General features: G+C 71.5%; 20 protein-coding genes and 1 pseudogene. 10 read left to right on the plus strand and 11 right to left on the minus strand.

Annotation, left to right across the window (positions count from 1 at the left end; all coding sequences use genetic code 11):
• Positions 1–64: 64 nt before the first annotated feature.
• Positions 65–1,447: a glycoside hydrolase family 5 protein gene (locus ACIRD8_RS10915; protein ID WP_403988923.1), complete on the minus strand. Its 1,383-nt coding sequence runs from the start codon at positions 1,445–1,447 to the stop codon at positions 65–67.
• Positions 1,448–1,730: 283 nt separating this feature from the next.
• Here ACIRD8_RS10915 and ACIRD8_RS10920 point away from each other — a divergent pair, with 283 nt between their 5' ends.
• Complete coding sequence (locus ACIRD8_RS10920) at positions 1,731–4,103, plus strand: discoidin domain-containing protein (RefSeq protein ID WP_403988925.1); 2,373 nt, start codon at positions 1,731–1,733, stop codon at positions 4,101–4,103.
• A 55-nt stretch (positions 4,104–4,158) separates the two neighbouring features.
• On the opposite strand, the gene ACIRD8_RS10925 is transcribed toward ACIRD8_RS10920, so the two are convergent.
• From ACIRD8_RS10925 to ACIRD8_RS10945, 5 genes are read right to left on the minus strand one after another with little or no spacing between them, the layout of a single operon-like run.
• Positions 4,159–5,412, minus strand: coding sequence for an ABC transporter substrate-binding protein (locus ACIRD8_RS10925; RefSeq protein ID WP_403988927.1), 1,254 nt, complete (start codon positions 5,410–5,412; stop codon positions 4,159–4,161).
• Positions 5,409–6,530, minus strand: a complete 1,122-nt coding sequence (locus tag ACIRD8_RS10930) for a branched-chain amino acid ABC transporter permease (RefSeq protein WP_403988929.1) — start codon at positions 6,528–6,530, stop codon at positions 5,409–5,411. The genes ACIRD8_RS10925 and ACIRD8_RS10930 overlap by 4 nt, the downstream gene beginning before the upstream one ends.
• Entirely contained in the window at positions 6,523–7,413 is an 891-nt protein-coding gene (locus ACIRD8_RS10935; protein ID WP_124275668.1) for a branched-chain amino acid ABC transporter permease, read from the minus strand. The genes ACIRD8_RS10930 and ACIRD8_RS10935 overlap by 8 nt, the downstream gene beginning before the upstream one ends.
• On the minus strand, positions 7,410–8,195 hold the full coding sequence (locus tag ACIRD8_RS10940) for an ABC transporter ATP-binding protein (protein WP_382986323.1): 786 nt from the start codon (positions 8,193–8,195) through the stop codon (positions 7,410–7,412). The genes ACIRD8_RS10935 and ACIRD8_RS10940 overlap by 4 nt, the downstream gene beginning before the upstream one ends.
• Positions 8,183–8,980 (minus strand): ABC transporter ATP-binding protein, encoded by a 798-nt coding sequence (locus tag ACIRD8_RS10945; protein ID WP_403988931.1) that lies wholly within the window; start codon positions 8,978–8,980, stop codon positions 8,183–8,185. The genes ACIRD8_RS10940 and ACIRD8_RS10945 overlap by 13 nt, the downstream gene beginning before the upstream one ends.
• Before the next feature lie 183 nt (positions 8,981–9,163).
• Between ACIRD8_RS10945 and ACIRD8_RS10950 the strand changes: the two genes are divergently transcribed.
• A complete protein-coding gene (locus ACIRD8_RS10950) occupies positions 9,164–9,919 on the plus strand; it encodes a PucR family transcriptional regulator (protein ID WP_403988933.1) in 756 nt (251 codons plus the stop codon).
• Between the two features lie 40 nt (positions 9,920–9,959).
• On the opposite strand, the gene ACIRD8_RS10955 is transcribed toward ACIRD8_RS10950, so the two are convergent.
• A complete protein-coding gene (locus tag ACIRD8_RS10955; protein ID WP_403989650.1) occupies positions 9,960–11,075 on the minus strand; it encodes a glycerate kinase in 1,116 nt (371 codons plus the stop codon).
• A gap of 130 nt (positions 11,076–11,205) precedes the next feature.
• On the opposite strand from ACIRD8_RS10955, the pseudogene ACIRD8_RS10960 reads away from it, so the two are divergent.
• A pseudogene (locus ACIRD8_RS10960) lies at positions 11,206–11,699 on the plus strand (NUDIX domain-containing protein).
• Positions 11,700–11,757: 58 nt separating this feature from the next.
• Positions 11,758–12,483 (plus strand): SIR2 family NAD-dependent protein deacylase, encoded by a 726-nt coding sequence (locus ACIRD8_RS10965; RefSeq protein ID WP_403988935.1) that lies wholly within the window; start codon positions 11,758–11,760, stop codon positions 12,481–12,483.
• Positions 12,484–12,507: 24 nt separating this feature from the next.
• Here ACIRD8_RS10965 and ACIRD8_RS10970 read toward each other — a convergent pair whose 3' ends face one another.
• Positions 12,508–12,921: a (2Fe-2S) ferredoxin domain-containing protein gene (locus tag ACIRD8_RS10970; RefSeq protein WP_403988938.1), complete on the minus strand. Its 414-nt coding sequence runs from the start codon at positions 12,919–12,921 to the stop codon at positions 12,508–12,510.
• Between the two features lie 317 nt (positions 12,922–13,238).
• Between ACIRD8_RS10970 and ACIRD8_RS10975 the strand changes: the two genes are divergently transcribed.
• Complete coding sequence (locus ACIRD8_RS10975; protein ID WP_403988940.1) at positions 13,239–13,820, plus strand: TMEM165/GDT1 family protein; 582 nt, start codon at positions 13,239–13,241, stop codon at positions 13,818–13,820.
• 80 nt (positions 13,821–13,900) lie between these two features.
• Here ACIRD8_RS10975 and ACIRD8_RS10980 read toward each other — a convergent pair whose 3' ends face one another.
• Positions 13,901–14,419, minus strand: coding sequence for a methylated-DNA--[protein]-cysteine S-methyltransferase (locus ACIRD8_RS10980; RefSeq protein ID WP_403988942.1), 519 nt, complete (start codon positions 14,417–14,419; stop codon positions 13,901–13,903).
• 43 nt (positions 14,420–14,462) lie between these two features.
• Complete coding sequence (locus tag ACIRD8_RS10985) at positions 14,463–15,935, minus strand: AlkA N-terminal domain-containing protein (protein WP_403988944.1); 1,473 nt, start codon at positions 15,933–15,935, stop codon at positions 14,463–14,465.
• A gap of 260 nt (positions 15,936–16,195) precedes the next feature.
• Between ACIRD8_RS10985 and ACIRD8_RS10990 the strand changes: the two genes are divergently transcribed.
• The 3 genes from ACIRD8_RS10990 to ACIRD8_RS11000 all read left to right on the plus strand — a co-directional run bounded on the left by ACIRD8_RS10990 (position 16,196) and on the right by ACIRD8_RS11000 (position 19,270).
• Entirely contained in the window at positions 16,196–17,422 is a 1,227-nt protein-coding gene (locus ACIRD8_RS10990) for a right-handed parallel beta-helix repeat-containing protein (RefSeq protein ID WP_403988946.1), read from the plus strand.
• A 184-nt stretch (positions 17,423–17,606) separates the two neighbouring features.
• Entirely contained in the window at positions 17,607–18,893 is a 1,287-nt protein-coding gene (locus ACIRD8_RS10995; RefSeq protein WP_403988948.1) for an ammonium transporter, read from the plus strand.
• A gap of 38 nt (positions 18,894–18,931) precedes the next feature.
• Positions 18,932–19,270 carry a P-II family nitrogen regulator gene (locus tag ACIRD8_RS11000; RefSeq protein WP_403988950.1) on the plus strand — a complete coding sequence of 113 codons (339 nt, stop codon included), beginning with the start codon at positions 18,932–18,934 and terminating at the stop codon, positions 19,268–19,270.
• Between the two features lie 173 nt (positions 19,271–19,443).
• Here ACIRD8_RS11000 and ACIRD8_RS11005 read toward each other — a convergent pair whose 3' ends face one another.
• A complete protein-coding gene (locus tag ACIRD8_RS11005; RefSeq protein ID WP_403988952.1) occupies positions 19,444–19,956 on the minus strand; it encodes a cupin domain-containing protein in 513 nt (170 codons plus the stop codon).
• Between the two features lie 152 nt (positions 19,957–20,108).
• On the opposite strand from ACIRD8_RS11005, the gene ACIRD8_RS11010 reads away from it, so the two are divergent.
• On the plus strand, positions 20,109–20,543 hold the full coding sequence (locus ACIRD8_RS11010; RefSeq protein WP_403988954.1) for an RrF2 family transcriptional regulator: 435 nt from the start codon (positions 20,109–20,111) through the stop codon (positions 20,541–20,543).
• Positions 20,544–20,593: 50 nt separating this feature from the next.
• Complete coding sequence (locus ACIRD8_RS11015; protein ID WP_403989652.1) at positions 20,594–21,436, plus strand: DsbA family protein; 843 nt, start codon at positions 20,594–20,596, stop codon at positions 21,434–21,436.
• Positions 21,437–21,701 lie beyond the last annotated feature (265 nt).

The following is a 21,701-nucleotide window of genomic DNA, read 5'->3' on the forward strand; positions in this document are numbered from 1 at the left end:
GTTCATCGGCACCCCAGGGCGGTCAGGGGGCGGTGGCTACGGGGCGGTGGCTACGGGGCGGGGGTCAGCCGCCGTAGAGGTCGGCCAGGCTGATGCCGGTGGTGCTGCCCTCGCCGCCGAGCCTGACCTCGTGGTCGAGGCTGACGAACTTCCCGCCGGACTGCCAGAGGGCGGGCTTGAGCAGGGCGTACTTGGCCTCGTCCCAGGTCGCCCAGTCGTAGCCCAGCAGGCCCCCGGTGTCACCGGAGTTGGGGTTGAGGCACCAGAAGGTGTGGTGGATGCCGTTCTCCACCATCAGATCGCGCAGGGCCCTCATCCACTTCTCGTTCGGGCCGCCGTCGAGGTGACCGCCCCATTCACCGACGAACAGCGGAGCGGTGCCGTCCTTGTGCAGATAGAGCCAGTTGGGGTCCCAGACGTCGCGCTCCAGCGTGCCGCGGTCCCACTCGCCCTCGAACCAGGGCTGCTGGTACACCAGCGGCCCGTAGTCGTGCGGGGAGTAGACCAGCTGGTCCTGCTGCGCGCCGAGGTCGACCGGGTGGTCCTTCGCCCCGCGCAAATTCCCGCCCCACCACATGCCGTGGTAGTCGGCCGCCGAGGTGGAGGACCAGTCCGTCCCGTCCTTGGGGTAGATCTCGATGCCCTCGCACATGACGAGGACCCGCGGGTTGATCGCGAGGATGCGTTTCCCGGCGGTCTCGCAGGTGTACTTGAAGTTGTCCTGGTCGGTGGAGCCGTCCCACTTGGCCCGGGGGCTGTCGGACTGCTTGCCGTGGGGCTCGTTCTTGACGTCCATCGCCACCAGGGTGTCGTTCGCCTCGTACCGGGCGGTCACCCACTCCCAGGCGGAGTAGAACTGCTCGGTGGTGATCGTGCCCTTCCACCACACGGGGTGGATGTGGCCGGAGTTGTCGGCCTCCGCGCTGTGGACGTCGAGCATCACCTTGATGCCGTACTTCTCCGCCACCCCCAGGAAGGCGTCGAAGACCCCCAGGGTCGTCAGGCCCTCCAGTTCCGGGTTGGCCCAGGTGTTGACCGCGCTGGAGGTCGCCGCCCGGCCGTTCTTCCACTCCAGCAGGAGCTGGGTGGAGATCGGCACCCGGACGATGTTGATGCCGCGCTCCGCCATCTGCCGGGTGACCGTGTCCAGGTTGGCGGACCACAGGCCGTGGAAGACCCGCTCGGTGGCGTTGAAGCCGAACCAGTTGGCCCCGGTGAGCCAGACCCTGTTGCCCTGCTCGTCGACGATCCGGTTGCCCTCGGTGTGCAGCCAGTCCGTGCCGGTGCCGGCGGCGGGCGCCACCGCTGACGTGGTGCCGGCGGGCCCGCCCTCCGGCGCCTCCGCGGCCTGTGCGGAACCCGTGCCGGAGAGTGTCATCAGGAGGGCGGTCGCCGTGGCGGCGGCGGCCGTCGCCCTGGCCAGCCGTTTTCTCGTCCGTGGCTTCATCCGTTGTCGCCTTTCATGGGGGTGAGGCGGGCAGCGGGGATGGGAGCGCTCCCATTCCGTTGGTCACATGAAGCCAGCGCGGCGGAACGCCTGTCAATGGGCATGACAACTTTCACTTCTTGAAGACACGTACCCCTCGTCGGCGCCCAGCATTCCCGTAGCTGAGTCATTAATTTGAGCGATGCACTCGAAATCTTGCGCAGCACCGTGGACTTCTTTACGTCGGTGCTCCTAGCCTGTGGGACGTCCACAGAGCCCCTCGAGCCGCAAGGACGACCCACACGTGACCCCACCACTCGCTGGACCACGTCTGCTCAGACGCTCCCTGTCCGCCTCCCTCTCCCTCGCACTCGTCGCCGCGGGCACCGCGGCGGCGGTGGTACTGGCCGGCGCTCCACCCGCGCAGGCCGCCGCGGTCCCCGCACCGTCGCCGGTCGGGATATCCGGCCGGGGCGCCACCGTCCCGTTCAAGGAACAGGAAGCCGAGTACGCCGCCACCAACGGCGCCCTGATCGGCCCCGACCGCCTGTACGGCGCCCTGCCCTCCGAGGCGTCGGGCCGTCAGGCGGTGACCCTCGACGCCGTCGGTGAGTACGTCGAGTTCACGCTCACCGCCCCGGCGAACGCCATGACCTTCCGCTACTCGCTGCCGGACAACGCGGCGGGGACGGGCCGGGACGCCTCGCTCGACCTGCGGGTCGGCGGCGCCTCGCTCAAGAGCGTGCCGGTGACCTCGAAGTACGGCTGGTACTACGGGGGTTACCCGTTCAACAACAACCCGGGTGACAGCAACCCGCACCACTTCTACGACGAGACCCGGACCCTGTTCGGGTCGACCCTGGCGGCCGGCACGAAGGTCCGGCTGCAGGTGACCTCCACCGCCGACTCACCGTCGTTCACCATCGACCTGGCCGACTTCGAGCAGGTCGGTGCCCCGGTCGGCAAGCCGTCCGGGGCGCTGGACGTGGTGGGCGACTTCGGCGCCGACCCGACGGGTGCCGCGGACTCCACCGCGAAGATCCAGGCTGCGGTCGACGCGGGCCGCACCCAGGGCAAGGAGGTGTACATCCCGCAGGGCACGTTCAAGGTCCAGGACCACATCGTCGTCGACAAGGTGACCCTGCGCGGCGCCGGGCCCTGGTACAGCGTGCTCACCGGGCGCCACCCCACGGACCGCAGCAAGGCGGTCGGCGTCTACGGGAAGTACGCGGCGCAGGGCGGCAGCAGCGACGTCACCCTCAAGGACTTCGCCATCATCGGCGACATCCGTGAGCGGGTGGACAACGATCAGGTCAACGCCATCGGCGGGGCCATGTCGCACTCGGTGGTCGACAACGTCTGGATGCAGCACACCAAGTGCGGTGCCTGGATGGACGGCCCGATGGACGACTTCACCATCCGGAACAGCCGGATCCTGGACCAGACCGCCGACGGGGTGAACTTCCACTACGGCGTCACGAACTCCACGGTGACCAACACCTTCGTCCGCAACACCGGGGACGACGGCCTGGCCATGTGGGCGGAGAACGTCCCGAACGTGAAGAACAAGTTCACCTTCAACACGGTGATCCTGCCGATCCTCGCCAACAACATCGTCACGTACGGCGGCAAGGACATCACGATCTCCGACAACGTCATGTCGGACACCGTCACCAACGGCGGCGGGCTGCACATCGCCAACCGCTACCCGGGCGTCAACTCGGGTCAGGGAACGGCTGTTTCGGGTACGCACACCGCTGCCCGCAACACCCTGATCCGGACCGGGAACAACGACTTCAACTGGCGCTTCGGGGTCGGCGCGATCTGGTTCAGCGGGCTCAACGAACCGATCAGCGGTGCCACGATCAACATCACCGACAGCGAGATCCTGGACAGCTCCTACGCCGCGATCCACCTGATCGAGGGCGCGAGCAACGGGCTGCACTTCGACAACATCAAGATCGACGGCGCCGGTACGTACGCCCTCCAGATCCAGGCCCCGGGCACGGCGTCCTTCAACAAGGTCGTCGCCACCCACATCGCCCAGTCCAACCCGATCCACAACTGCGTGGGCAGCGGCTTCCAGATCACCCGGGGCGCGGGCAACTCCGGCTGGTACGCGGACCCGCCCGCCTGCACGGGTGTCTGGCCGGACCCGGTGTGGACCAACGGCGGGGTCCCGGGCGGCGGGCCCACCGGCCCGACCGATCCCACGGACCCGACCGACCCCACCGACCCCACGGACCCGCCCGAGGAGACGGGCAACCTCGCTCAGGGCAGGACCGTCACCGAGACGAGCCACGCCGATGTGTACGGCGCCGGCAACGTGGTGGACGGCAACGCGGGCAGCTACTGGGAGAGCCGCAACAACGCCTTCCCGCAGTCCGTCACCGTGGACCTCGGTGCCGCGAAGGCCGTGAAGCGGCTGGTGCTGAAGCTTCCCCCGGCCGCCGCCTGGGCGAAACGCACCCAGACGGTCGGCGTCACGGGCAGCACCGACAACTCCGCCTACAGCACGCTGAAGGCGCCCGCGGGCTACACCTTCGACCCGGCGAGCGGTAACACCGCGACGGTGACGCTCACCGGGACCCCGGTCCGGTATCTGCGGCTGACGTTCACCGCGAACACCGGATGGCCCGCCGGCCAGCTGTCCGAACTGGAGGCCTACACCCACTGACCGCGCACGGACGGGCCCGGCCTCCGCGGCCGGGCCCGTCGCTGCGCGGGGAGGGTCAGGGCTTGAGCGAGAAGGACTCGGCGGCGGGAGCCACCTCGGCCGTGCGGACCACCTTGAGGCCGCCGGGGGCCTTGGCGTCCGGCTTCATGACGACGGTCTGCCGGGTGGAGGGCGCCGCCGGGTCGGTGAAGTCGTGCGAGATCCCGAAGTCGGCGCCGAAGTCCTTGATGGTGAGCAGGGCCTTGTCGACACCCTCACGGGTGAGGTCCTTGGACGCGCAGGCCTTCTTCAGTGCCTCGCCGAACACGGCCGCCGCGTTGTACCCGGCGATGACGCCGTTGTCGAGGCCGTCCTTGGGGTACTGGGCCGCGTACGCCTCGGCGAGCTTCGCCGGGCCCTCCGCCGCGTCACCGATGGGCAGGGTGGAGGCGCCGATGTAGTAGTCCTTCTGCAGGGCCGCGCCCGCCTGGGTAGCCAGGAGCTGCGGGGCGTACGCCGAGTTGTTGCCGACGACCGGGACCTTGAATCCGGTGGCCGCGGCAACGCCGACCAGGGAGGCCGCCTGGCGCGGACCCGCGCTGATGACGACCGCCTTCACCCCGGCCTGCTTGAGCGCGGAGACCTGGGCGGTCATGTCGTTGTCGGTCGGCTTGATCTTCTGCTCGACGACGGTGAGGCCCGCCTCCTTCGCCGCGTGCTTGGAGCCGGCCAGGGCGTTCTCGCCGTAGTCGCCCTCGAAGTAGACGTGCCCGATCTTGTCGCCCTTGGCGATGCGCTTCTCGTCCAGCAGGAAGTCGATCAGGTTGATCGTCTCCACGTCGTACGTGGCACCGATGACGCGGACGTACTTGGATCCGACCAGGCTCGCCGACCACGCCTGCGGCAGCACGATGCCCTTGTCCTGGCCGTCGATCCGGGACTCGACGGCGGCGACGAACGGGGAGCCGATGAACTGGGTGAAGCCCAGCACGTCCGGTTCCAGCTCGGTGTAGGCGCCGATCGCCTTCTGCGGGTCGTAGCCGTGGTCGCGGACGGTCAGTTCGATCTGCCGGTCGCAGATTCCGCCGGCCTTGTTGGTCTCCTTCACCCACAGCTGCTGGGCCTGGGTGACGCTCTTGCCGAGCGAGGCGTACACCCCGGTCATGTCGGTCAGGGCCCCGAGCGTGATCTTCGAGTCGGTGACGCCCTCCCCGGTCTTCACACCGTTGGTGTCCGCGGCGCCGTCGTCCGACGACTTCGCCTTCTCGCTGCATCCCGCGAGGGTGAGGGTGAGAGCCGCGACGACGGCTCCGACAACACGTAGCTTCATTTCTTCTTCTCCCCTGGATTCTTCAGACGTGCAAGGCCGCCGGGCAGGAACAGGACGACCGCGACGACCGCGGCGCCGTACAGATAGCGGGACGCCTCACCCGGTGCGATGCCGCCCGTACCAGGGGCGGACACCAGGGGGAGGGAGTCGCTGTAGTGGGTGAGCACCTGCGGGAGCAGCGACACGAACGCGGCGCCGATGACGGCTCCCGCGACGCTGCCCAGCCCGCCGATGACGATCATGGCGAGGTATTCGAGGGAAAGGATCATGCCGAAGTACTCGGGCACGGTCCGCTGGAAGACCAGCGCGAGCAGGACGCCCGCGAGGCCCGCGTACATCGAGGACAGGACGAAGACACCGGCCCGGTACCTGGCCACCGGCACCCCCATCACGCCTGCGGCGATCCGGTGGTCCCGGATGGCGTTGAGGGCCCGGCCCGGCCTGCCGCGCAGCACTCCGCGGGCGAAGAGCCCGCCGGCCAGCAGGGCTGCCAGTCCGAGGTACCAGAGCTTCTCGGAGGACTGGAAGGGCACGGCGGCGACGACCACCTCGGCGTCGTCGAAGGTGAACCCGAAGAGCGAGAGGGGCGGCACCGGGCGGCCGTTGAAACCGCCGGTGAGCGAGTCCGCGTTGAACAGCACGTGCTGGCCGATGAAGATCAGCGCGAGCGTGGCGATACCGAGGTAGGCGCCGCTCAGCCGCCCCGCGATGGGGCTGAAGAGCCCGCCCGCGGCGCCCGCCAGGAGCACGGCCAGGACGGCCGCGAGCCAGGTGGGCAGGCCGAGGCCGGTGAGGGCGTGGCCGTTCTCCGTGCTGCTCTCCCCCGCCAGGATGCAGTAGCCGTAGGCGCCGACCGCGAGGAAGAAGGCGTGGCCCATGGAGAGCTGGCCGGTGGAGCCGGTGAGGAGGTTGAGCCCGATCGCCCCGATCGCGGCGGCCATCGCGAACAGTCCGGCCTGGAGCCAGAACCGGTCCAGGTAGAACGGGAAGAGGAGGAGCAGCACCGAGCCGGTGAGCCAGAGGTAGGGGACGGGCCGGCGCAGCCTTCCGGCGAACGGCGTTCCGGCGGCGGGGGCGGCGGGGGCGGCCCCCGGGGCGTCCTTGACGGCTTCAGACACGGGACAGCTCCTTCGTACCGAAGAGGCCCGCCGGCCGGACGAGCAGGACGACCACCATCACCAGGTAGGGCGCGAGATCGCCGATGCCTCGTCCGAGGAAGGAGAGGTCGCTCTGGTAGCCGGTGGCGAGTGACTCGGTGACTCCGACGACGAGTCCCCCGACGAGCGCCCCGGTCGTCGAGTCGAGACCGCCGAGGATCGCGGCGGGGAACGCCTTGAGCGCGGCGAGCGAGGTGGCCCGTTCCAGGCCGGGGGTCGGGAACACGGTCAGGAAGAGCGCGGCGACGGCGGCGAGTGCTCCCGCGACGGCCCAGGCGGAGAGGGAGACCCGGCCGAGCCGGATGCCCATCAGGGCGGCGGTCTGCGGGTTCTCGGCGGCGGCCCGCATGGAGACGCCCCACGAGGTGAAGCGGAAGGCGAGCAGGAACACCGTGATGAGCAGCCCCGCGACGAGGAACGCCGCGATGCGGGTCTCGGCGAGGGTGACGCCCCCGATGGTGACGACGTCGTCGCCCCACGGGTCGCCGAGCGACAGCACGTCCGTGCCCATGCGGCGGGTGAGTTCGGTGGTGAGGAGGATGTCGACGCCGATGGTGACGATGGCCAGGACGCTCTGGTCGCTCCCCCGGTAGCGGCGCATGACGAAGAACTCGACCGCCGAACCGACGACGGCCGCGCCCGCGATCCCGACGGCGAGCGCCGGCCAGAATCCGATGTCGTCGTGGAGTACGGCGGTGACGTAACCGCCTGCCAGGAGCAGCGAGGCATGGGCGAAGTTGACGACCTCGGTCGCCTTGAAGATGACGACGAAGCCCAGGGCGATCAGTGCGTAGACCGAGCCGATGGACAGGCCGCCGAGGAGGAGTTCGATGAAGGTGGTCATTCCTGTGCCCCCAGGTAGGCCTGCACGACGGCCGGGTCGTTCTGCACCTCGGCGGGCGTGCCACCCGCGATCCTGCGTCCGAAGTCGAGTACGGTCACCGCGTCCGCGAGCCGCATCACCACCCCCATGTCGTGTTCGACCATGACGATCGAGATGCCGAGGCTGTCGCGCACTCCGGCGACGACGGCGGCGGTGCGCCGGCGTTCCTCGGCGGTCATGCCGGCGATGGGCTCGTCCAGGAGGAGGACCTCGGGCTCCATGCAGAGGGCGCGGCCGAGCTCGACGAGCTTCTGCTTCCCGTACGGGAGGGCGCCTGCGGGGAAGTCGAGTTCCTTGTCCAGTCCGATGAACTCGGCTATCTCCCTTACGCGTTCGAGGTGCCGCCGTGCCTCGCGGGTCGCAGAGGGCAGCCTCAGGCCGGCGGCCACGAACCCGGCGCGGGTGAGCCGGTGCCGTCCGAGCATGAGGCTCTCGGCTACGGTGGCGTGCGGCGGCAGGGCGAGGTTCTGGAAGGTGCGGGCGACGCCGAGGCCGGCGATGGTGTGCGGGGCGAGTCCTGTGAGTTCGGTGGAGCCCAGGTGCACGCTGCCCGAGGTGGCGCGGTAGACGCCGGAGAGCACGTTGAACGTGGTGGACTTGCCCGCGCCGTTGGGCCCGATGACGGCGTGCACGCTGCCCGGCTCGACGGTGAAGGAGACCGCGTCGAGGGCGGTGAGTCCGGCGAAGCGCACGGTCACGTCACGCACGGTGAGAGGGGCCGGGGCGGTCGTCACGCGGACCACCTGCTCAGGGTGCGGGTGACGCCTTCGGCCTGTGCCGCGTCCTCGGCTGCGGTCTCGTCGACGACGCCGAGGTAGCGACGGCGTACCTCGTCGGAGGCGGCGAGTTCGCCGGCCGGGCCGTCCAGCGCGACCTCGCCGACGTCCAGGACGTACGCCGTGGAGGCGAGCCGCAGCGCGATGGCCGCGTTCTGCTCGACGAGCATGACGGAGGTGCCGCCCGCGTTGATCTCCTGGACCGTCTCGGCGATCCTGGCCGCCATGAGCGGGGCGAGGCCGAGGGACGGCTCGTCGAGCAGCAGCAGGCGGGGCGCGGCCATCAGGGCCCGGCCCATCGCCAGCATCTGCTGCTCACCGCCGGACAGCAGCCCGGCCCGCTGGTGCGCGCGGTCGGCGAGCACGGGGAACAGTTCGTGTACGCGCCGGAGGGCCGCGGCCGCCGCCTTGCGCCCGCCGCGTGCCCCGAGTGCGCCCGCCCGCAGATTGTCCGCCACCGTCATCCGGGCGAACACCTGCCGCCCCTCCGGTACCTGGATCACTCCCGCCGCCACCACCTGGGCGGGGCGGAGCCCGTCCAGGGGACGGCCGTCGAAGCGGATGGTGCCCGTGCCCGTGCCGCGGTGGAAGCCGAGGGTCCGCGATACGGCCCGCAGCAGCGTGGTCTTGCCGGCGCCGTTGCCACCGAGTACAGCGGTGATCGCGCCGGCCGGCACGTCGACGGAGACGTCGCGCAGTGCCCGTACCGGGCCGTAGCCCACGGACAGTTCGCGGATCTCGAGCGTTGCCATGCGTCCTCCTCCTTCCGACTGGTCGTTGTGGTGCCACAGACCAGCAGCGGGCGCGGCGTGCGTCCACGGCCCCGGGCGCAATCGCTGCGGGTGACCAGTCTTCGAACGGCCCGGTTGTGCGCGTGCACAGAGGCGGGTGATCCGCAGTCGTCCCGGGTGCGGCCGGTGGCATCGTCACCAGCCATGAGCGGGTCGGCTGCGGAACGGGGCGAGGACATGCGGCGGCGCGGTGACGCGCGGGGCCGGGCACTGCTCGACGCCCTGCTGGAGGGCCGGTCGGAGCCGGATCTCGCGGCGCGCGCGGCGAGCGGTCTCGGTCTGCCGGAGCGGGGCCGTTACGTGGTGGCGGTGCTGGGGGCGGCCGGGTGCGGGCCGGCGGCCGTCGCGATGGAGGCGGACGGTCTGCGGTTCTTCCGGCGGCGAAGGGGTGACCGGGAGACGGTCGTCGTCGCTCTGGGTGACCGGGATCCGGCGGCGGCTGCGGCGCTGCTGGCGCGGTGGTGTCCCGGCCCCGGCGGGATCGGACCGGTGGCCGAAGGACTGGCGGGGCTGGGGGCCGCTCGCCGGCTGGCCGAGGTGGCGCTCCTGACCTGTCCGCCCGGCACGTCGGAGGTCGTACGGCTGGAGGAGCGGCTGCCCGCGGCGCTGGTGGCGAGTCAGCCGGAGCTGTCGGCCCGGCTGGTCACGGATGTCTTCGGCCCGTTGCTGGCGCTGGACCCGGCGGACCGGGCGCTTCTGGTACGGACGTTCGAGGCGTGGCTGGAGTGCGAGGGTTCGGCGGGGCGCGCGGCGGGGCGGCTGTACTGCCACCGCAACACGGTGCTCAACCGGTTGCGGCGGCTGGAGCGGCTGACCTCGCGGTCGCTGACGCGGCCTCGTGAACTGATCGAGATGATGCTGGCGCTGGACGCGTTCAGACTGACGGCGCCGCAGCCGTGAGGGGGTGCCGGTCGCCCCGGCACCCCCTCATGACGGTGCGTCAGGACAGGAAGTCGCGGGCGATCGCCTCGGCCGCGCGTTCCAGCAGGGGTCCGGCCTGCGCCATGCAGACGGCGGGGTCCGGCTCCAGGTCCGTCAGGGCGTAGGCCCGGCTGATGCCCGCACCGGTCAGTGCCTCCGGCGGCAGGGCGAGTCGTCCGCACACGGCGACGGTCTCCACACCTGCGGTGCGTGCCGCGGCGGCGACACCCGCCGGGGCCTTGCCGTGGAGGGTCTGCTCGTCGAGCGAGCCCTCACCGGTGACGACGAGCGTGGCCCTGGCCAGCGCGGGGGCGAAGCCCAGGACGTCGAGCATGACCTCGATGCCGGGGCGGAAGCGCGCGCCCAGCGCGACCAGTGCGCCGTAGCCGATGCCTCCGGCGGCGCCCGCTCCGGGCAGCTCGGCGGTCTCGGGTCCCAGCAGGGAGGCGTAGTGGGCGAGTGCCGCGTCGAGGACGGCGATGTCGTCCTCGGTGGCGCCCTTCTGCCGCCCGTAGACCTCGGGGGCGCCCTTCGGGCCGGTCAGCGGGTTGTCCACGTCGCTGGCCAGGATCAGGTCGACGTCCGCGAGCCGGGGGTCGAGTCCCGACAGGTCGGCCTCGGCCAGCGCGGCGAGCGCGCCGCCGCCGGGGCCGACGGGCTTGCCGTCGCCGTCCAGGAAGCGCGCGCCGAGCGCGGCGAGCATGCCCGCGCCGCCGTCGTTCGTGGCACTGCCGCCGACGCCGAACACGATCGTCCGGGCGCCCGCGTCGAGCGCGGCCGCCAGCAGTTCCCCCGAGCCGTACGTGGTCGCCGTGAGCGGGGCGAACTCCCCCGCGGGCAGGTGCTGGAGGCCCGAGGCCTCGGCCATCTCCACCACGGCGGTGGTGTCCCGCACCGCGTACGCCGCCGTGACCTCGGTGCCCAGCGGCCCGGTCACCCGCGCCTCGCGGCGCTCGAATCCGGCGGCCACCGCCGCCGCGACCGTGCCGTCCCCGCCGTCCGCGACGGGCAGGGTCTCGACCCGCACCCCGGGTACGACGCGCCGCAGCCCGGCCGTCACCCGCTCCGCGACCTGTACGGCCGTGAGCGAGCCCTTGAACTTGTCCGCCGCCACGAGCACGTGGGCGGTCTCCATCGCTGCTCCGTCCGTCACCTTGCATCCCTTGCTTTCGAACAGGCAGTCGCGCCGCCCCGACCCTATCCGGGCCACCCCTGATCTGCCCATGGCTGTCCGAAACCGCGTACCGGGCCCCTACGCTGCCTCCGTGACCACCTCTGACTACGCGACCTACATCGCCGGCCTCCCCCGTGTACTGGCCGGGGCCGCCACCCTCTTCAGGGACGGGCGGGGCCGGGTCCTGCTCGTCGAGCCGAACTACCGGGAGGGCTGGGCGCTGCCCGGCGCACCGTCGAGTCGGACGAGGGGGAGACTCCGCGCCAGGGCGCGCGACGCGAGACGGCTGAGGAGATCGGCCTCGACCTCGCTCCGGGCCGGCTGCTCGCGGTCGACTGGGTGCGCGGCGTGGGCCGGCCGCCGATCGTCGCCTATCTCTACGACGGCGGGGTGCTGGCGCAGGAGCAGTTCGACGCGATCCGGATCCAGGAGGACGAGCTCCTCTCCTGGCGGCTGGTGGACCGCGCCGACCTCGCCGCCCATCTGCCGGACCGGCTCGCACAGCGTGTCGGGGCGGCGCTGGAGGTGCTGGACTCCGGCGCGGGCGCGGCCGAGCTGGAGGACGGCGCGCCGGTCACGGGGTGAGCCCGGGCCTGCAGAAATAGCGTCGCGGCCGCCGGGTGCCGTCCGTAGGCTCGGGGCCATGACTCTCGTCGCGATCCTCAGCGGCGCCGGCATCTCCACGGACTCCGGCATCCCCGACTACCGCGGTCCGCAGGGCCTCTGGCGCAAGGATCCGGAAGCGGAGAAGCTCGTCACGTACGACTTCTACATGGCCGATCCGGAGATCCGGCGCCGCTCCTGGCAGATGCGCCGCGCGAGTGCCGCGTGGAACGCCGAGCCGAACGCCGCCCATCGCGCGGTGGCGGCCCTGGAGCGTTCCGGCACCCCGGTCCGGGTGATCACGCAGAACGTCGACGGACTGCACCAGCTGGCGGGGCTGTCCGCCCGCAAGGTCCTCGAACTCCACGGCACGGCACGCGAGGTGGTCTGCACCCGGTGCCACGCCCGGTCGGCGATGGCGGACGCGCTGGCCCGGGTCGACGCGGGCGAGGCCGACCCGCCGTGCACGGTCTGCGGCGGAATCCTGAAGTCGGCGACGGTGATGTTCGGGGAGCGCCTGGATCCGCAGGTGCTGGCCGACGCGATGGCGATCACCGAGGCCTGCCAGGTGTTCATCGCGGTGGGTACGACGCTCCAGGTGCAGCCCGCGGCGTCGCTGGCGGGGATCGCGGTGGAGCACGGGGCCCGGCTGATCGTGGTGAACGCCGAGCCGACCCCGTACGACGAGCTGGCCGAGGAGACGGTCCGCGAGCCCATCGGAACGGCGCTGCCCGCGCTGCTGGAACGGCTGGCCGTACGGGGTTGAAGCCGCCGTGCGCGAGAGGCCGGTCTAGGAGTTCTCGCCCTCCAGCCCCGCCCGGATCCGGCGGGAGGGGCTGAAGGCGTACAGGTCCAGGATCTCCGGCGGGTCCGCGAGGCCGGGGCCGCCCTCGCCCGCCCAGGTGGCGATGTCGGCGACCGCGTGCGGATCGTTGACCAGCCCCAGCCAGACGGGGCGGCCACCCGCCCGGCGGCCCTCGGCGGACGGCTGTACGACGATGACGTTGCCCTGCTCGCAGGCGTCCAGGCACTCCACCGCGCGCACGGTGGCGGATCCGTCGAGGGCCTGGCGCAGCTGGGCGAGCTGGCCCGCGTGGTCCACGCCCGGGATCTTCGGGGTGCCGCAGCAGCAGCCACGGCAGACGCTCACCGTGGGCCGGGACGGCCCGGTACCGGCGGCGGCCTTGCGCGGTCGGTGGCTCATGCGGGGGCACTCCCGGGGACGTCGTCGCTGATCACCGTAGGACTGTACCGAGCCGCTCCCCCGCCGCTCGGGTGAGGTAGTGTTGACGGCTGCGAAGGGGAGTAGCCCCGCAAACCGGTCGTCGACACACTGGAACCTCCGGGTTCCCGGTGGCCGGGCCCGTAGATCCTTACGGGCGGGCGAGACCTTCGGTCAGGTATGACACGCCCGCGTCCTGCGGGTGCTGCGGTCATGCCGGGCCGAGTGGTCCTCCGAAAAAGCCCGAGCGGCACTTCGCGGAAGACCCGGGGCCCGGCTCTCACAGAAAGCCACCCGGAATGCATCTCGACCCCCTGGCGATCATCACCGCCTTCGGGCTGATCTTCCTCGCGGAGCTCCCCGACAAGACGATGTTCGCCTCGCTGGCCATGGGAACCCGCATGCGCCCGCTCTACGTCTGGTTCGGTACGTCCTCCGCGTTCATCGTGCACGTCGCCATCGCGGTCGGGGCGGGCGGACTGCTCGGTCTGCTGCCCGACTGGATCGTCAAGGTGGTCTCGGCCTCCCTCTTCGCCTTCGGCGCGTTCATGCTGCTGCGCAGCGGCGGCGGGGACGACGACGAGGACGAGGAGATCAAGACCGTCACCGGCTTCTGGCCCGTCTACACGACCGCCTTCATGGCGGTGTTCATCAGCGAGTGGGGCGACCTGACCCAGATCACCACCGCGAACCTCGCCGCGAGCAACGGCGCCTGGTCCACGGCCATCGGGTCGGCCGTCGCCCTGATGTCGGTGTCGGCGCTGGCGCTGCTGGCGGGGCGGTTCATCGCCAAGCGGGTGCCACTGAAGACGGTGCAGCGCATCGGCGGTCTGTGCATGCTCGGGCTGGCGATCTGGGCGGTGGCCGAGATCTTCGTCTGATCCCCGCGTCTCCCGCCCGTCACGCTCACGCCGTACCGGCTCACTGATCCACGCATCCCCCCGTCACGCCGTACCGGCTCTCAGAACAGCGCCGGTACGGCGTCGTCCGTTCCCCGCTCGAAGGCGAGCAGCCGCTGTTTGCGCTCCAGCCCGCCGCCGTAGCCGGTGAGACCGCCGGAGGCTCCGATGACACGGTGGCAGGGAACGATGATGCCTACCGGGTTCTTGCCGTTGGCGAGGCCCACGGCGCGGGAGGCGCCCGGCTTGCCGAGGCGTCCGGCGAGTTCGCCGTAGGAGCGCGTCTCGCCGTACGGGATACGCCGGAGCTCGGCCCAGACGCTGCGCTGGAAGGGCGTGCCGTCCAGGTGCAGCGGCAGGTCGAACTCCGTGAGGTCGCCGGCGAAGTAGGCGTCCAGCTGGCGGACGGTCTCGGCGAAGGGCCCGGGGTCCGGGGCGCCGAAGGTCTCCTCGGGCGGGCGGTGCCGCTGCCCGGTCATGTAGAGGCCGGCCAGGACGCCGTCGGTGGCGACCAGGGTGAGCGGCCCGTACGGGCTGTCGGCGACCGTGTGCTGCCGGGCCGCGACGGGTGCGGTGGTCATGGTGCGTCCTTCGGGGTGCGGGTGGTCAGGCGGGCAGGTGGTCTCAGGCGGGCAGGTGGTTGATGGGATGGTCGTCGACGGTCCACAGGTACTGCACGGCGTAGGCACGCCAGGGCCGCCACCGCGCGGCACGGGCGGTGAGGGCCGCAGGGGTCGACGGGAGGCCGAGGTGCCCGGCCGCTCTGCGGATCCCGAGGTCGGTGGGGAGGAAGGCGTCCGGGTCGCCGAGGGCGCGCATCGCGATCACCTCGACGGTCCAGGGCCCGAAGCCGGGCAGGGCGGCCAGTTCCGCGCGGGCCCTCTCCCAGTCGGTGCCCTCACCCAGGCTCAGGGATCCGTCGGCCAGGGCGGCGACCAGGGTGGTGAGCGTGGTGCGGCGGCTGCGTGGCAGGGCCAGCGTCTCGGGGTCGAGCCCGGCCAGCGCTTCCGGGGCCGGGAAGAGATGGGTCAGGCCGCCTTCGGGGTCCTCGACCGGGGTCCCGTGGGCGACGGCCAGACGGGCCGCGTGGGTGCGGGCGGCGGCGGTGGAGACCTGCTGGCCGAGGACCGCTCGTACGGCGAATTCCGCGGCGTCGACCGTACGCGGCACCCGGCGCCCCGGCGCGGTGTCGACCAGCGGGGCGAGCAGCGGGTCCGAGCGCAGCTGGTCGTCGACGGCGACCGGGTCGGCGTCCAGGTCGAGGAGTCTGCGGCAGCGGCTGATGGCCTGGGTGAGGTCCCGTGGGTCGGTGAGGGAGAGCCGGCAGCCGATGTGGTCCGGCTGCGGGGACAGCGCCACGATGCCGTGGCCGTGCGGGAGGGCGAGCGTGCGGCGGTAGGCGCCGTCGCGCCACTCCTCGACGCCGGGGACGGCTGTCGCGGCGAGGTGCCCGAAGAGATTGCTGGGGTTGAGCGGGGCACGGTACGGGAGCCGGAGCGCGATGACACCCGGGGTTCCCCGGGTGCGGGCCCCGCGTTCGGCCCGGGCGCGCAGCTCGCCCGGGGTGAGCGCGTAGACCTCCCGCACGGTGTCGTTGAACGTACGGATCGATGAGAACCCGGCCGCGAAGGCGACCTCGGCCATGGGGAGTCCGGTCGTCTCGATGAGCACCCGGGCGGTCTGCGCACGCTGCGATCTGGCCAGCGCGAGCGGTCCCGCGCCGAGCTCGGCGAGGAGCTGGCGCTCGACCTGCCGGGCGGAGTATCCGAGGCGGGCGGCGAGGCCCGGTACACCTTCCCGGTCGACGACGCCGTCCTGGATGAGGCGCATGGCCCGGGCTACGGAGTCCGCGCGGGCGTTCCACTCCGGGGAACCGGGGCTGGTGTCGGGCCGGCACCGTTTGCAGGCCCGGAATCCGGCCTGCTGACACGCGGCGGCGCTGGGGTAGAAGGTCATGTTCCGGACTTTCGGCGGCACGACCGGGCAGCTGGGTCGGCAGTAGATCCGGGTGGTCAGGACCGCGGTGAAGAACCAGCCGTCGAAGCGGGCGTCCTTCGACTGTACGGCCCGTACGCAGCGCTCGGTGTCGGTGTGCATGGTCCAAGCATCGGGCACGCGGGGACCGGAAGGCTGGCGGAAATCCGACATCGACCTCGCGCGGAGAGCCCGGTACAGCCACGCACCCGCTGTTCATATTACTGAATACCAATCACGTACACGTCTATTGACGCGGTCACGACAGGCGCTTACGGTCCGAGAAAGCGCTTGCCCCCCACTCATTATGGGGCCCGCCGCACGGGCTGTTCAGAAATCCGAACACGCGGGCGACCGGGCGCCGACCCGATCTGGAGAGAACGATGCAGAAGAAGAAGCCCGCCCTCGCGTGTGTCGGCCTGCTCACCGGCTCGCTCCTCGCACTGTCCGGCACCACCATGGCGCAGGCCACGTACTCCGCCGGCGCCCCCGCCGGCACCTCGGCCGCGGTGGCCGCGGTGGCCGCCGACGCCCTGTACGTGGCGCCGGACGGAGCCGCCGACGCGGCCGGCACGGAGTCGGACCCGACGACGCTCTCCTCGGCGATCGGCCGCGTCGGCCCGGGCGGGACGATCTACCTGCGCGGCGGGACGTACGCGTACTCCGAGACGGTCACCATCCCGCCGGGCAACGACGGCACCTCGGGTGCCCGCACGACGCTCGCCGCCTACCCGGACGAGACCCCGGTCCTGAACTTCTCGGCCATGAGCGAGGACCCGGCGAACCGCGGGCTCGCAGTGAACGGCGCGTACTGGCACATCGACGGCATCGTCGTCGAGCACGCCGGTGACAACGGGATCTTCGTCGGCGGCAGCAACAACGTCATCGAGCACGTCATCACGCGCTTCAACCACGACTCGGGCCTGCAGATCTCGCGGATCGCCTCCGACACCCCGGACGACGAGTGGCCCGCCGACAACCTCATCCTGAGCTCGGAGTCGCACGACAACGCCGACTCGGACGGTGAGGACGCCGACGGCTTCGCCTCGAAGCTCACCTCGGGTCCCGGGAACGTCTTCCGCTACACCGTGTCCCACAACAACATCGACGACGGCTGGGACCTCTACACCAAGTCGGAGACCGGTCCCATCGGCCCGGTGACCATCGAGGACTCCCTCTCCTACGACAACGGGACCCTCTCCGACGGGACCGTGAACTCCGACGGCGACCGCAACGGCTACAAGCTGGGCGGCGACGGCATCGAGGTCGACCACGTCGTGCGGCGCAACATCGCCTACAACAACGGCCACCACGGGTTCACCTACAACAGCAACCCGGGCTCGATGAGCGTGTCGGACAACGTCAGCGTCGACAACGCCGAGCGCAACTTCTCCTTCGACAAGGGCACTTCGGTGTTCCGCGACAACGTCTCGTGCCGCAGCGGCGACGGTTCCAACGACAAGACGGTGGGCGACGCGGACGCCTCCAACCAGTTCTGGACCGGCTCGAACGGTTCGGCCTGTTCCGCCTACGCCGGCGCGATGGACTGGTCGTTCGCGGCGGACGGCTCCCTCGTCGTGACGTTCGGCGGCAACAAGGTGACGCCGTAGGCCTGCGCCTGACCCTCACCGTGGAGGGGCACACCGGTCGGGGCCGGGGTGCCCCTCCACGTGAGGTTTCGGTCACCTTGACGCAATGAAACATCCCGGAAACGCGACGGCGCCCTCCGTGAAACGCGCGACCGGGACCCTCTCCGGGCCGGACCCCATGCCGCCCCGAGGAGGGACCCCTCTCTTGACCCCCGTGACCCTGGCCTCGGCAGGCCTCGACACAGGTGACACCGCCTGGCTCCTCGCCGCCACCGCTCTCGTCCTGCTGATGACGCCGGGCCTCGCCCTCTTCTACGGCGGCATGGTCCGCACGAAGAGCGTCCTCAACATGCTGATGATGAGCTTCGTGTCGATCGCCCTGGTCACGGTCGTGTGGCTGATGGCCGGCTACTCACTGGCCTTCGGCGACGACACGTTCGGCGGGCTCATCGGTGGCCTCGGCCACGCGGGCATGGTCGGCATCGGCCCCGACGACCTCACCGGCAGCGTGCCCACCCTGCTGTTCACCACGTTCCAGCTGACCTTCGCGATCCTCACCGCGGCACTGGTCAGCGGCGCGATCGCGGACCGGATGAAGTTCGCGGCGTGGCTGGCCTTCGTACCGCTGTGGACCCTGCTCGTATACGTTCCCGTCGCGCACTGGGTATGGGGGCCCGGCGGGTGGATCGCGGACTCGCTCGGCGCCCTGGACTTCGCCGGCGGCCTGGTCGTGGAGATCACCTGCGGGGCGTCGGGCCTGGCGCTCGCCCTGGTGATCGGGCCCCGTATCGGCTTCAAGAAGGACGCGATGCGGCCGCACAACCTGCCGATGGTGATGCTCGGCGCCGGCCTGCTCTGGTTCGGCTGGCTCGGCTTCAACGGCGGCTCGGCGCTCGGCGCCAACGGTCTGGCCGCCGCCTCGGTCCTCAACACCCTGGTCGCCGGGTGCACCGGCCTGCTGGGCTGGCTCTTCGTCGAGCAGCGGCGCGACGGTCACCCGACCACCTTCGGCGCGGCCTCCGGTGTGGTCGCGGGCCTGGTCGCGATCACTCCCGCGTGCGGAACGGTCGGCGTGCTGGGAGCCACCGTCGTCGGACTCGCGGCGGGTGTCGTCTGCTCGTACGCCGTCGCGTGGAAGTTCCGCTTCGACTACGACGACTCCCTGGACGTCGTGGGTGTCCACTTCGTGGGGGGCGTCGTCGGGACGCTGCTCATAGGGCTGTTCGCGACGGCCACGATGACGGGCGGCGCGGAGGGTCTCCTCTACGGCGGCGGAGCGGGCCTGCTGGCCCGGCAGGCCGTCGCGGTGGTCGCCGTGGCCGCGTACACCTTCCTCGTGACGTACGGGATCGGCAGGGCGATCGACCGGGTGATGGGGGTGCGGGCCTCCGAGGAGGAGGAACTCACGGGCCTGGACCAGACAGTTCACGCGGAGAGCGCCTACGATCACGGCGGTCTGGGTCATGCCGCCGCGCAGCCCCCTGGCCACTGAGCACCCCCTCTTCTCTCCCAGGACAGGAGCACCGCCCCATGAAGCTCATCACCGCGGTCGTGAAGCCGCACCGCCTCGACGAGGTGAAGACCGCTCTGCAGGACCTCGGCGTGAACGGGATGACCGTCACGGAGGCCAGCGGGTACGGGCGCCAGCACGGCCACACCGAGGTCTACCGGGGTGCCGAGTACAGGGTGGACCTGGTCCCCAAGATCCGTATAGAGGTACTCGTCGAGGACGCCGACGCGGAGCCGGTCCTGGACGCGGTGGTCCGCGCCGCCCGTACCGGAAAGATCGGCGACGGCAAGGTGTGGGCGATGCCCGTGGAGACCGCTGTACGGGTCCGCACGGGCGAGCGGGGGCCGGAGGCCCTCTAGGGCCCCTAGGGCGCTCCGGCATCCCTCGGGTGCTGCCGTCCGGATCGGATACCGTCCTGGCCATGACGACTGCCATGACCAGGACGGTCGATGACGTGAACGTCGGGAGCCTGGCGCAGCCGTCCGGGACGGTCGATTACCGCTGAGGTAATGCGGGCGCCCGGCCCGGAGGGTCAGCCGGTCGTCGCGTCCGGGTCCAGGGCGTACAGGCGCGGCAGGTTCACCACGATGGCCTCCTGGGTGCTGCGGGCGATGACGACCACGGCCTCCTCGGTGGGGTCCGGGTTCTCCTCGCGGTGCGGCACGAACGGCGGGACGAAGATGTAGTCGCCGGGCGAGGTGCGCAGCCGTACCTCTTCCGGCTCCTCCCCCGAGTCGTCCAGGAAGACGAACTCCGGGTGTCCGCTGACCACATGGATGGCGGTCTCGGACTCGCCGTGGTGGTGGTCGGAGGAGGAGGTCGCGGGAGCTACATGGGTCTGGCCCATCCAGAGCTTCTCGGAACCCACCGTCTTCCCGCTGACGGCGCTGAACCGGCGCATGCCGCCGGTCTGCGCCGTGTCCCCGTCGAGCGCGTCGGCGCGGATGTGGTGCAGACGGGTGCGCAGGGGTGCCGCCGGGCGGCCCTGGGCTTCGTGGAGATGAGGGTGGAAGCCTTCTCCGGGGGTCGTCAACGGCTCGCTCATGGCAGGGACGTTAGGTCGGCGCCGAAAAGGATGTCAAGAGGTGTCCATTCCGCTTCACCTGCGGCAATGTTCCCGCAACACACGGCGCGACGCCGGAGGGGAACGGCCGGAAGAGCCTCGCCCGCGGCCCGTCCCCGGGGCATGATGTGGGCATGCATATCTCCGCGAAGGCGGACTACGCCACGCGTGCCCTTCTGGAGCTCGCGAGTGATCCCGGCCGTCCGCTCTCCTGTGAAGCCATCGCCTCCTCGCAGGAGATTCCGTTCAGGTTCCTGAAGTCCGTGGTGGGCGAACTGCGCCGGGCCGGTCTGGTGCGCAGCCAGCGCGGCTGCGAGGGCGGCTACTGGCTCGGCAGACCCGCCGACGAGATCGCCCTGCTCGATGTCGTACGCGCCGTGGACGGTGAGCTGATCACCCTGCGGGGCGAGGGGCTGACCGGGCTCGACTACCCCGGCCCCGCGGTGGGCCTGCCCGGGGTGTGGAGGAGGGTCGAGTCGGACGCCGCGGCGGTTCTCGGCTCGCTGACCCTGGCGGCGCTGCTGCCCGCCGGGGCGCGCGAACAGCCGTCCGTCATCGGTGCCGCGTGACCGGCGGACCGGGTTCGCCGCCGGTGGAGGTGGTGGAGTACACCGACCCGATGTGCCCCTGGGCGTGGGGGTCGGAGCCCGCCTTCCGCAGGCTGCGGACCGCGCTGGGCGGCCGGGTCGGCTGGCGCCGGGTGTACGCGATCCTCTTCGACGAGGAGGACGACCCGGCCCCCGATCCGGCGGCCGAGACCGCGTACTACGCCGGTTACGTCGAGCGGATCAGCTCGCACACCCATGCGCCACGGGCGGCCCGGCTGAGCCGTGTCGCGGCGAGCTCCTGGCCCTCGTCGCTCGTGGCCGGGGCCGCGGAGCTCCAGGGCGCCGACGTCGCCGAGCGGGTCCTTCGGCGGCTGCGGGAGACCGTCTTCGTGCTGGGTGAACCGGCGGACACCCTGGACGCCGCGATGGCCGCCACGCGCGGTGTCCCGGGCCTCGACCAGGACCGGCTGAGGTCCGACGCGACCTCGTCCGGCGTCCTGGAGCGGGTGCGCGCCGACCGCGCGGAGGCGCGGCGCCCCGTCCCCGAAGTCCTGTCCGTACGCAGCGGATCACCGCACCCCGGGGCGGCGAAGGAGACCTTCGAGGGCGGGTACCGCTACGCGTTGCCGACGCTCCTGCTGCGGGCCGGGCAGGAGTACCGCGCGATCCCCGGCTGGCGGCCGTACGAGACGTACGCGAGGGCCGTCGACGAGCTCTGGCCGGGCGTGCTGGGCTCCGCCGCGCCGCTCTCCCCGTCCGAGGCGCTGGAGCAGCACAGGAGCCTCACCGAACCGGAGCGCCACCTGCTGGCGGAGGGGGTGTGGCCGCCGCCCGGCGCGGTCCCGCTGGAGACGGGGAACGGCCTTCTGTGGCTACATCCTGACGAGGCGTCAGCACGCCCCGCCGCCGGATGACCCCCTCCCGTACCGCTCTGAGCTGCGGTTGAGCCCCGTCCCGCTGAATGAGACACCAATGGGTGTCCATTGACAGCCGAGGACGGCTGCCGCCAGGATGAGCCCATGCTCACGACGCACCCCGGTGTGGTGTGCCGCTACGTGGACCTGCGGCGCACCTCCAGCGCACTCTGTCGCTGACCACTCGCCACCCCCGCTCCACAGGCGCCGCCTGACCTCTGTCGGCAGCACCGGCCGCCCTTCGGCCCGCTGATCCGCGCCTGTG

It is taken from the genome of Streptomyces sp. NPDC102451, from assembly GCF_044765485.1.
Lineage (GTDB): Bacteria > Actinomycetota > Actinomycetes > Streptomycetales > Streptomycetaceae > Streptomyces.

Excerpts from the sequence above, each read along its gene's own strand:
- ACIRD8_RS10915 (WP_403988923.1), bottom strand. The coding sequence starts at position 1,447 with ATGAAGCCACGGACGAGAAAACGGCTGGCCAGGGCGACGGCCGCCGCC.
- ACIRD8_RS10925 (WP_403988927.1), bottom strand. The coding sequence starts at position 5,412 with ATGAAGCTACGTGTTGTCGGAGCCGTCGTCGCGGCTCTCACCCTCACC.
- ACIRD8_RS10935 (WP_124275668.1), bottom strand. The coding sequence starts at position 7,413 with ATGACCACCTTCATCGAACTCCTCCTCGGCGGCCTGTCCATCGGCTCG.
- ACIRD8_RS10945 (WP_403988931.1), bottom strand. The coding sequence starts at position 8,980 with ATGGCAACGCTCGAGATCCGCGAACTGTCCGTGGGCTACGGCCCGGTA.
- ACIRD8_RS10950 (WP_403988933.1), top strand. The coding sequence starts at position 9,164 with ATGAGCGGGTCGGCTGCGGAACGGGGCGAGGACATGCGGCGGCGCGGT.
- ACIRD8_RS10955 (WP_403989650.1), bottom strand. The coding sequence starts at position 11,075 with ATGGAGACCGCCCACGTGCTCGTGGCGGCGGACAAGTTCAAGGGCTCG.
- ACIRD8_RS10965 (WP_403988935.1), top strand. The coding sequence starts at position 11,758 with ATGACTCTCGTCGCGATCCTCAGCGGCGCCGGCATCTCCACGGACTCC.
- ACIRD8_RS10970 (WP_403988938.1), bottom strand. The coding sequence starts at position 12,921 with ATGAGCCACCGACCGCGCAAGGCCGCCGCCGGTACCGGGCCGTCCCGG.
- ACIRD8_RS10975 (WP_403988940.1), top strand. The coding sequence starts at position 13,239 with ATGCATCTCGACCCCCTGGCGATCATCACCGCCTTCGGGCTGATCTTC.
- ACIRD8_RS10980 (WP_403988942.1), bottom strand. The coding sequence starts at position 14,419 with ATGACCACCGCACCCGTCGCGGCCCGGCAGCACACGGTCGCCGACAGC.
- ACIRD8_RS10985 (WP_403988944.1), bottom strand. The coding sequence starts at position 15,935 with ATGCACACCGACACCGAGCGCTGCGTACGGGCCGTACAGTCGAAGGAC.
- ACIRD8_RS10990 (WP_403988946.1), top strand. The coding sequence starts at position 16,196 with ATGCAGAAGAAGAAGCCCGCCCTCGCGTGTGTCGGCCTGCTCACCGGC.
- ACIRD8_RS11000 (WP_403988950.1), top strand. The coding sequence starts at position 18,932 with ATGAAGCTCATCACCGCGGTCGTGAAGCCGCACCGCCTCGACGAGGTG.
- ACIRD8_RS11005 (WP_403988952.1), bottom strand. The coding sequence starts at position 19,956 with ATGAGCGAGCCGTTGACGACCCCCGGAGAAGGCTTCCACCCTCATCTC.
- ACIRD8_RS11010 (WP_403988954.1), top strand. The coding sequence starts at position 20,109 with ATGCATATCTCCGCGAAGGCGGACTACGCCACGCGTGCCCTTCTGGAG.
- ACIRD8_RS11015 (WP_403989652.1), top strand. The coding sequence starts at position 20,594 with ATGTGCCCCTGGGCGTGGGGGTCGGAGCCCGCCTTCCGCAGGCTGCGG.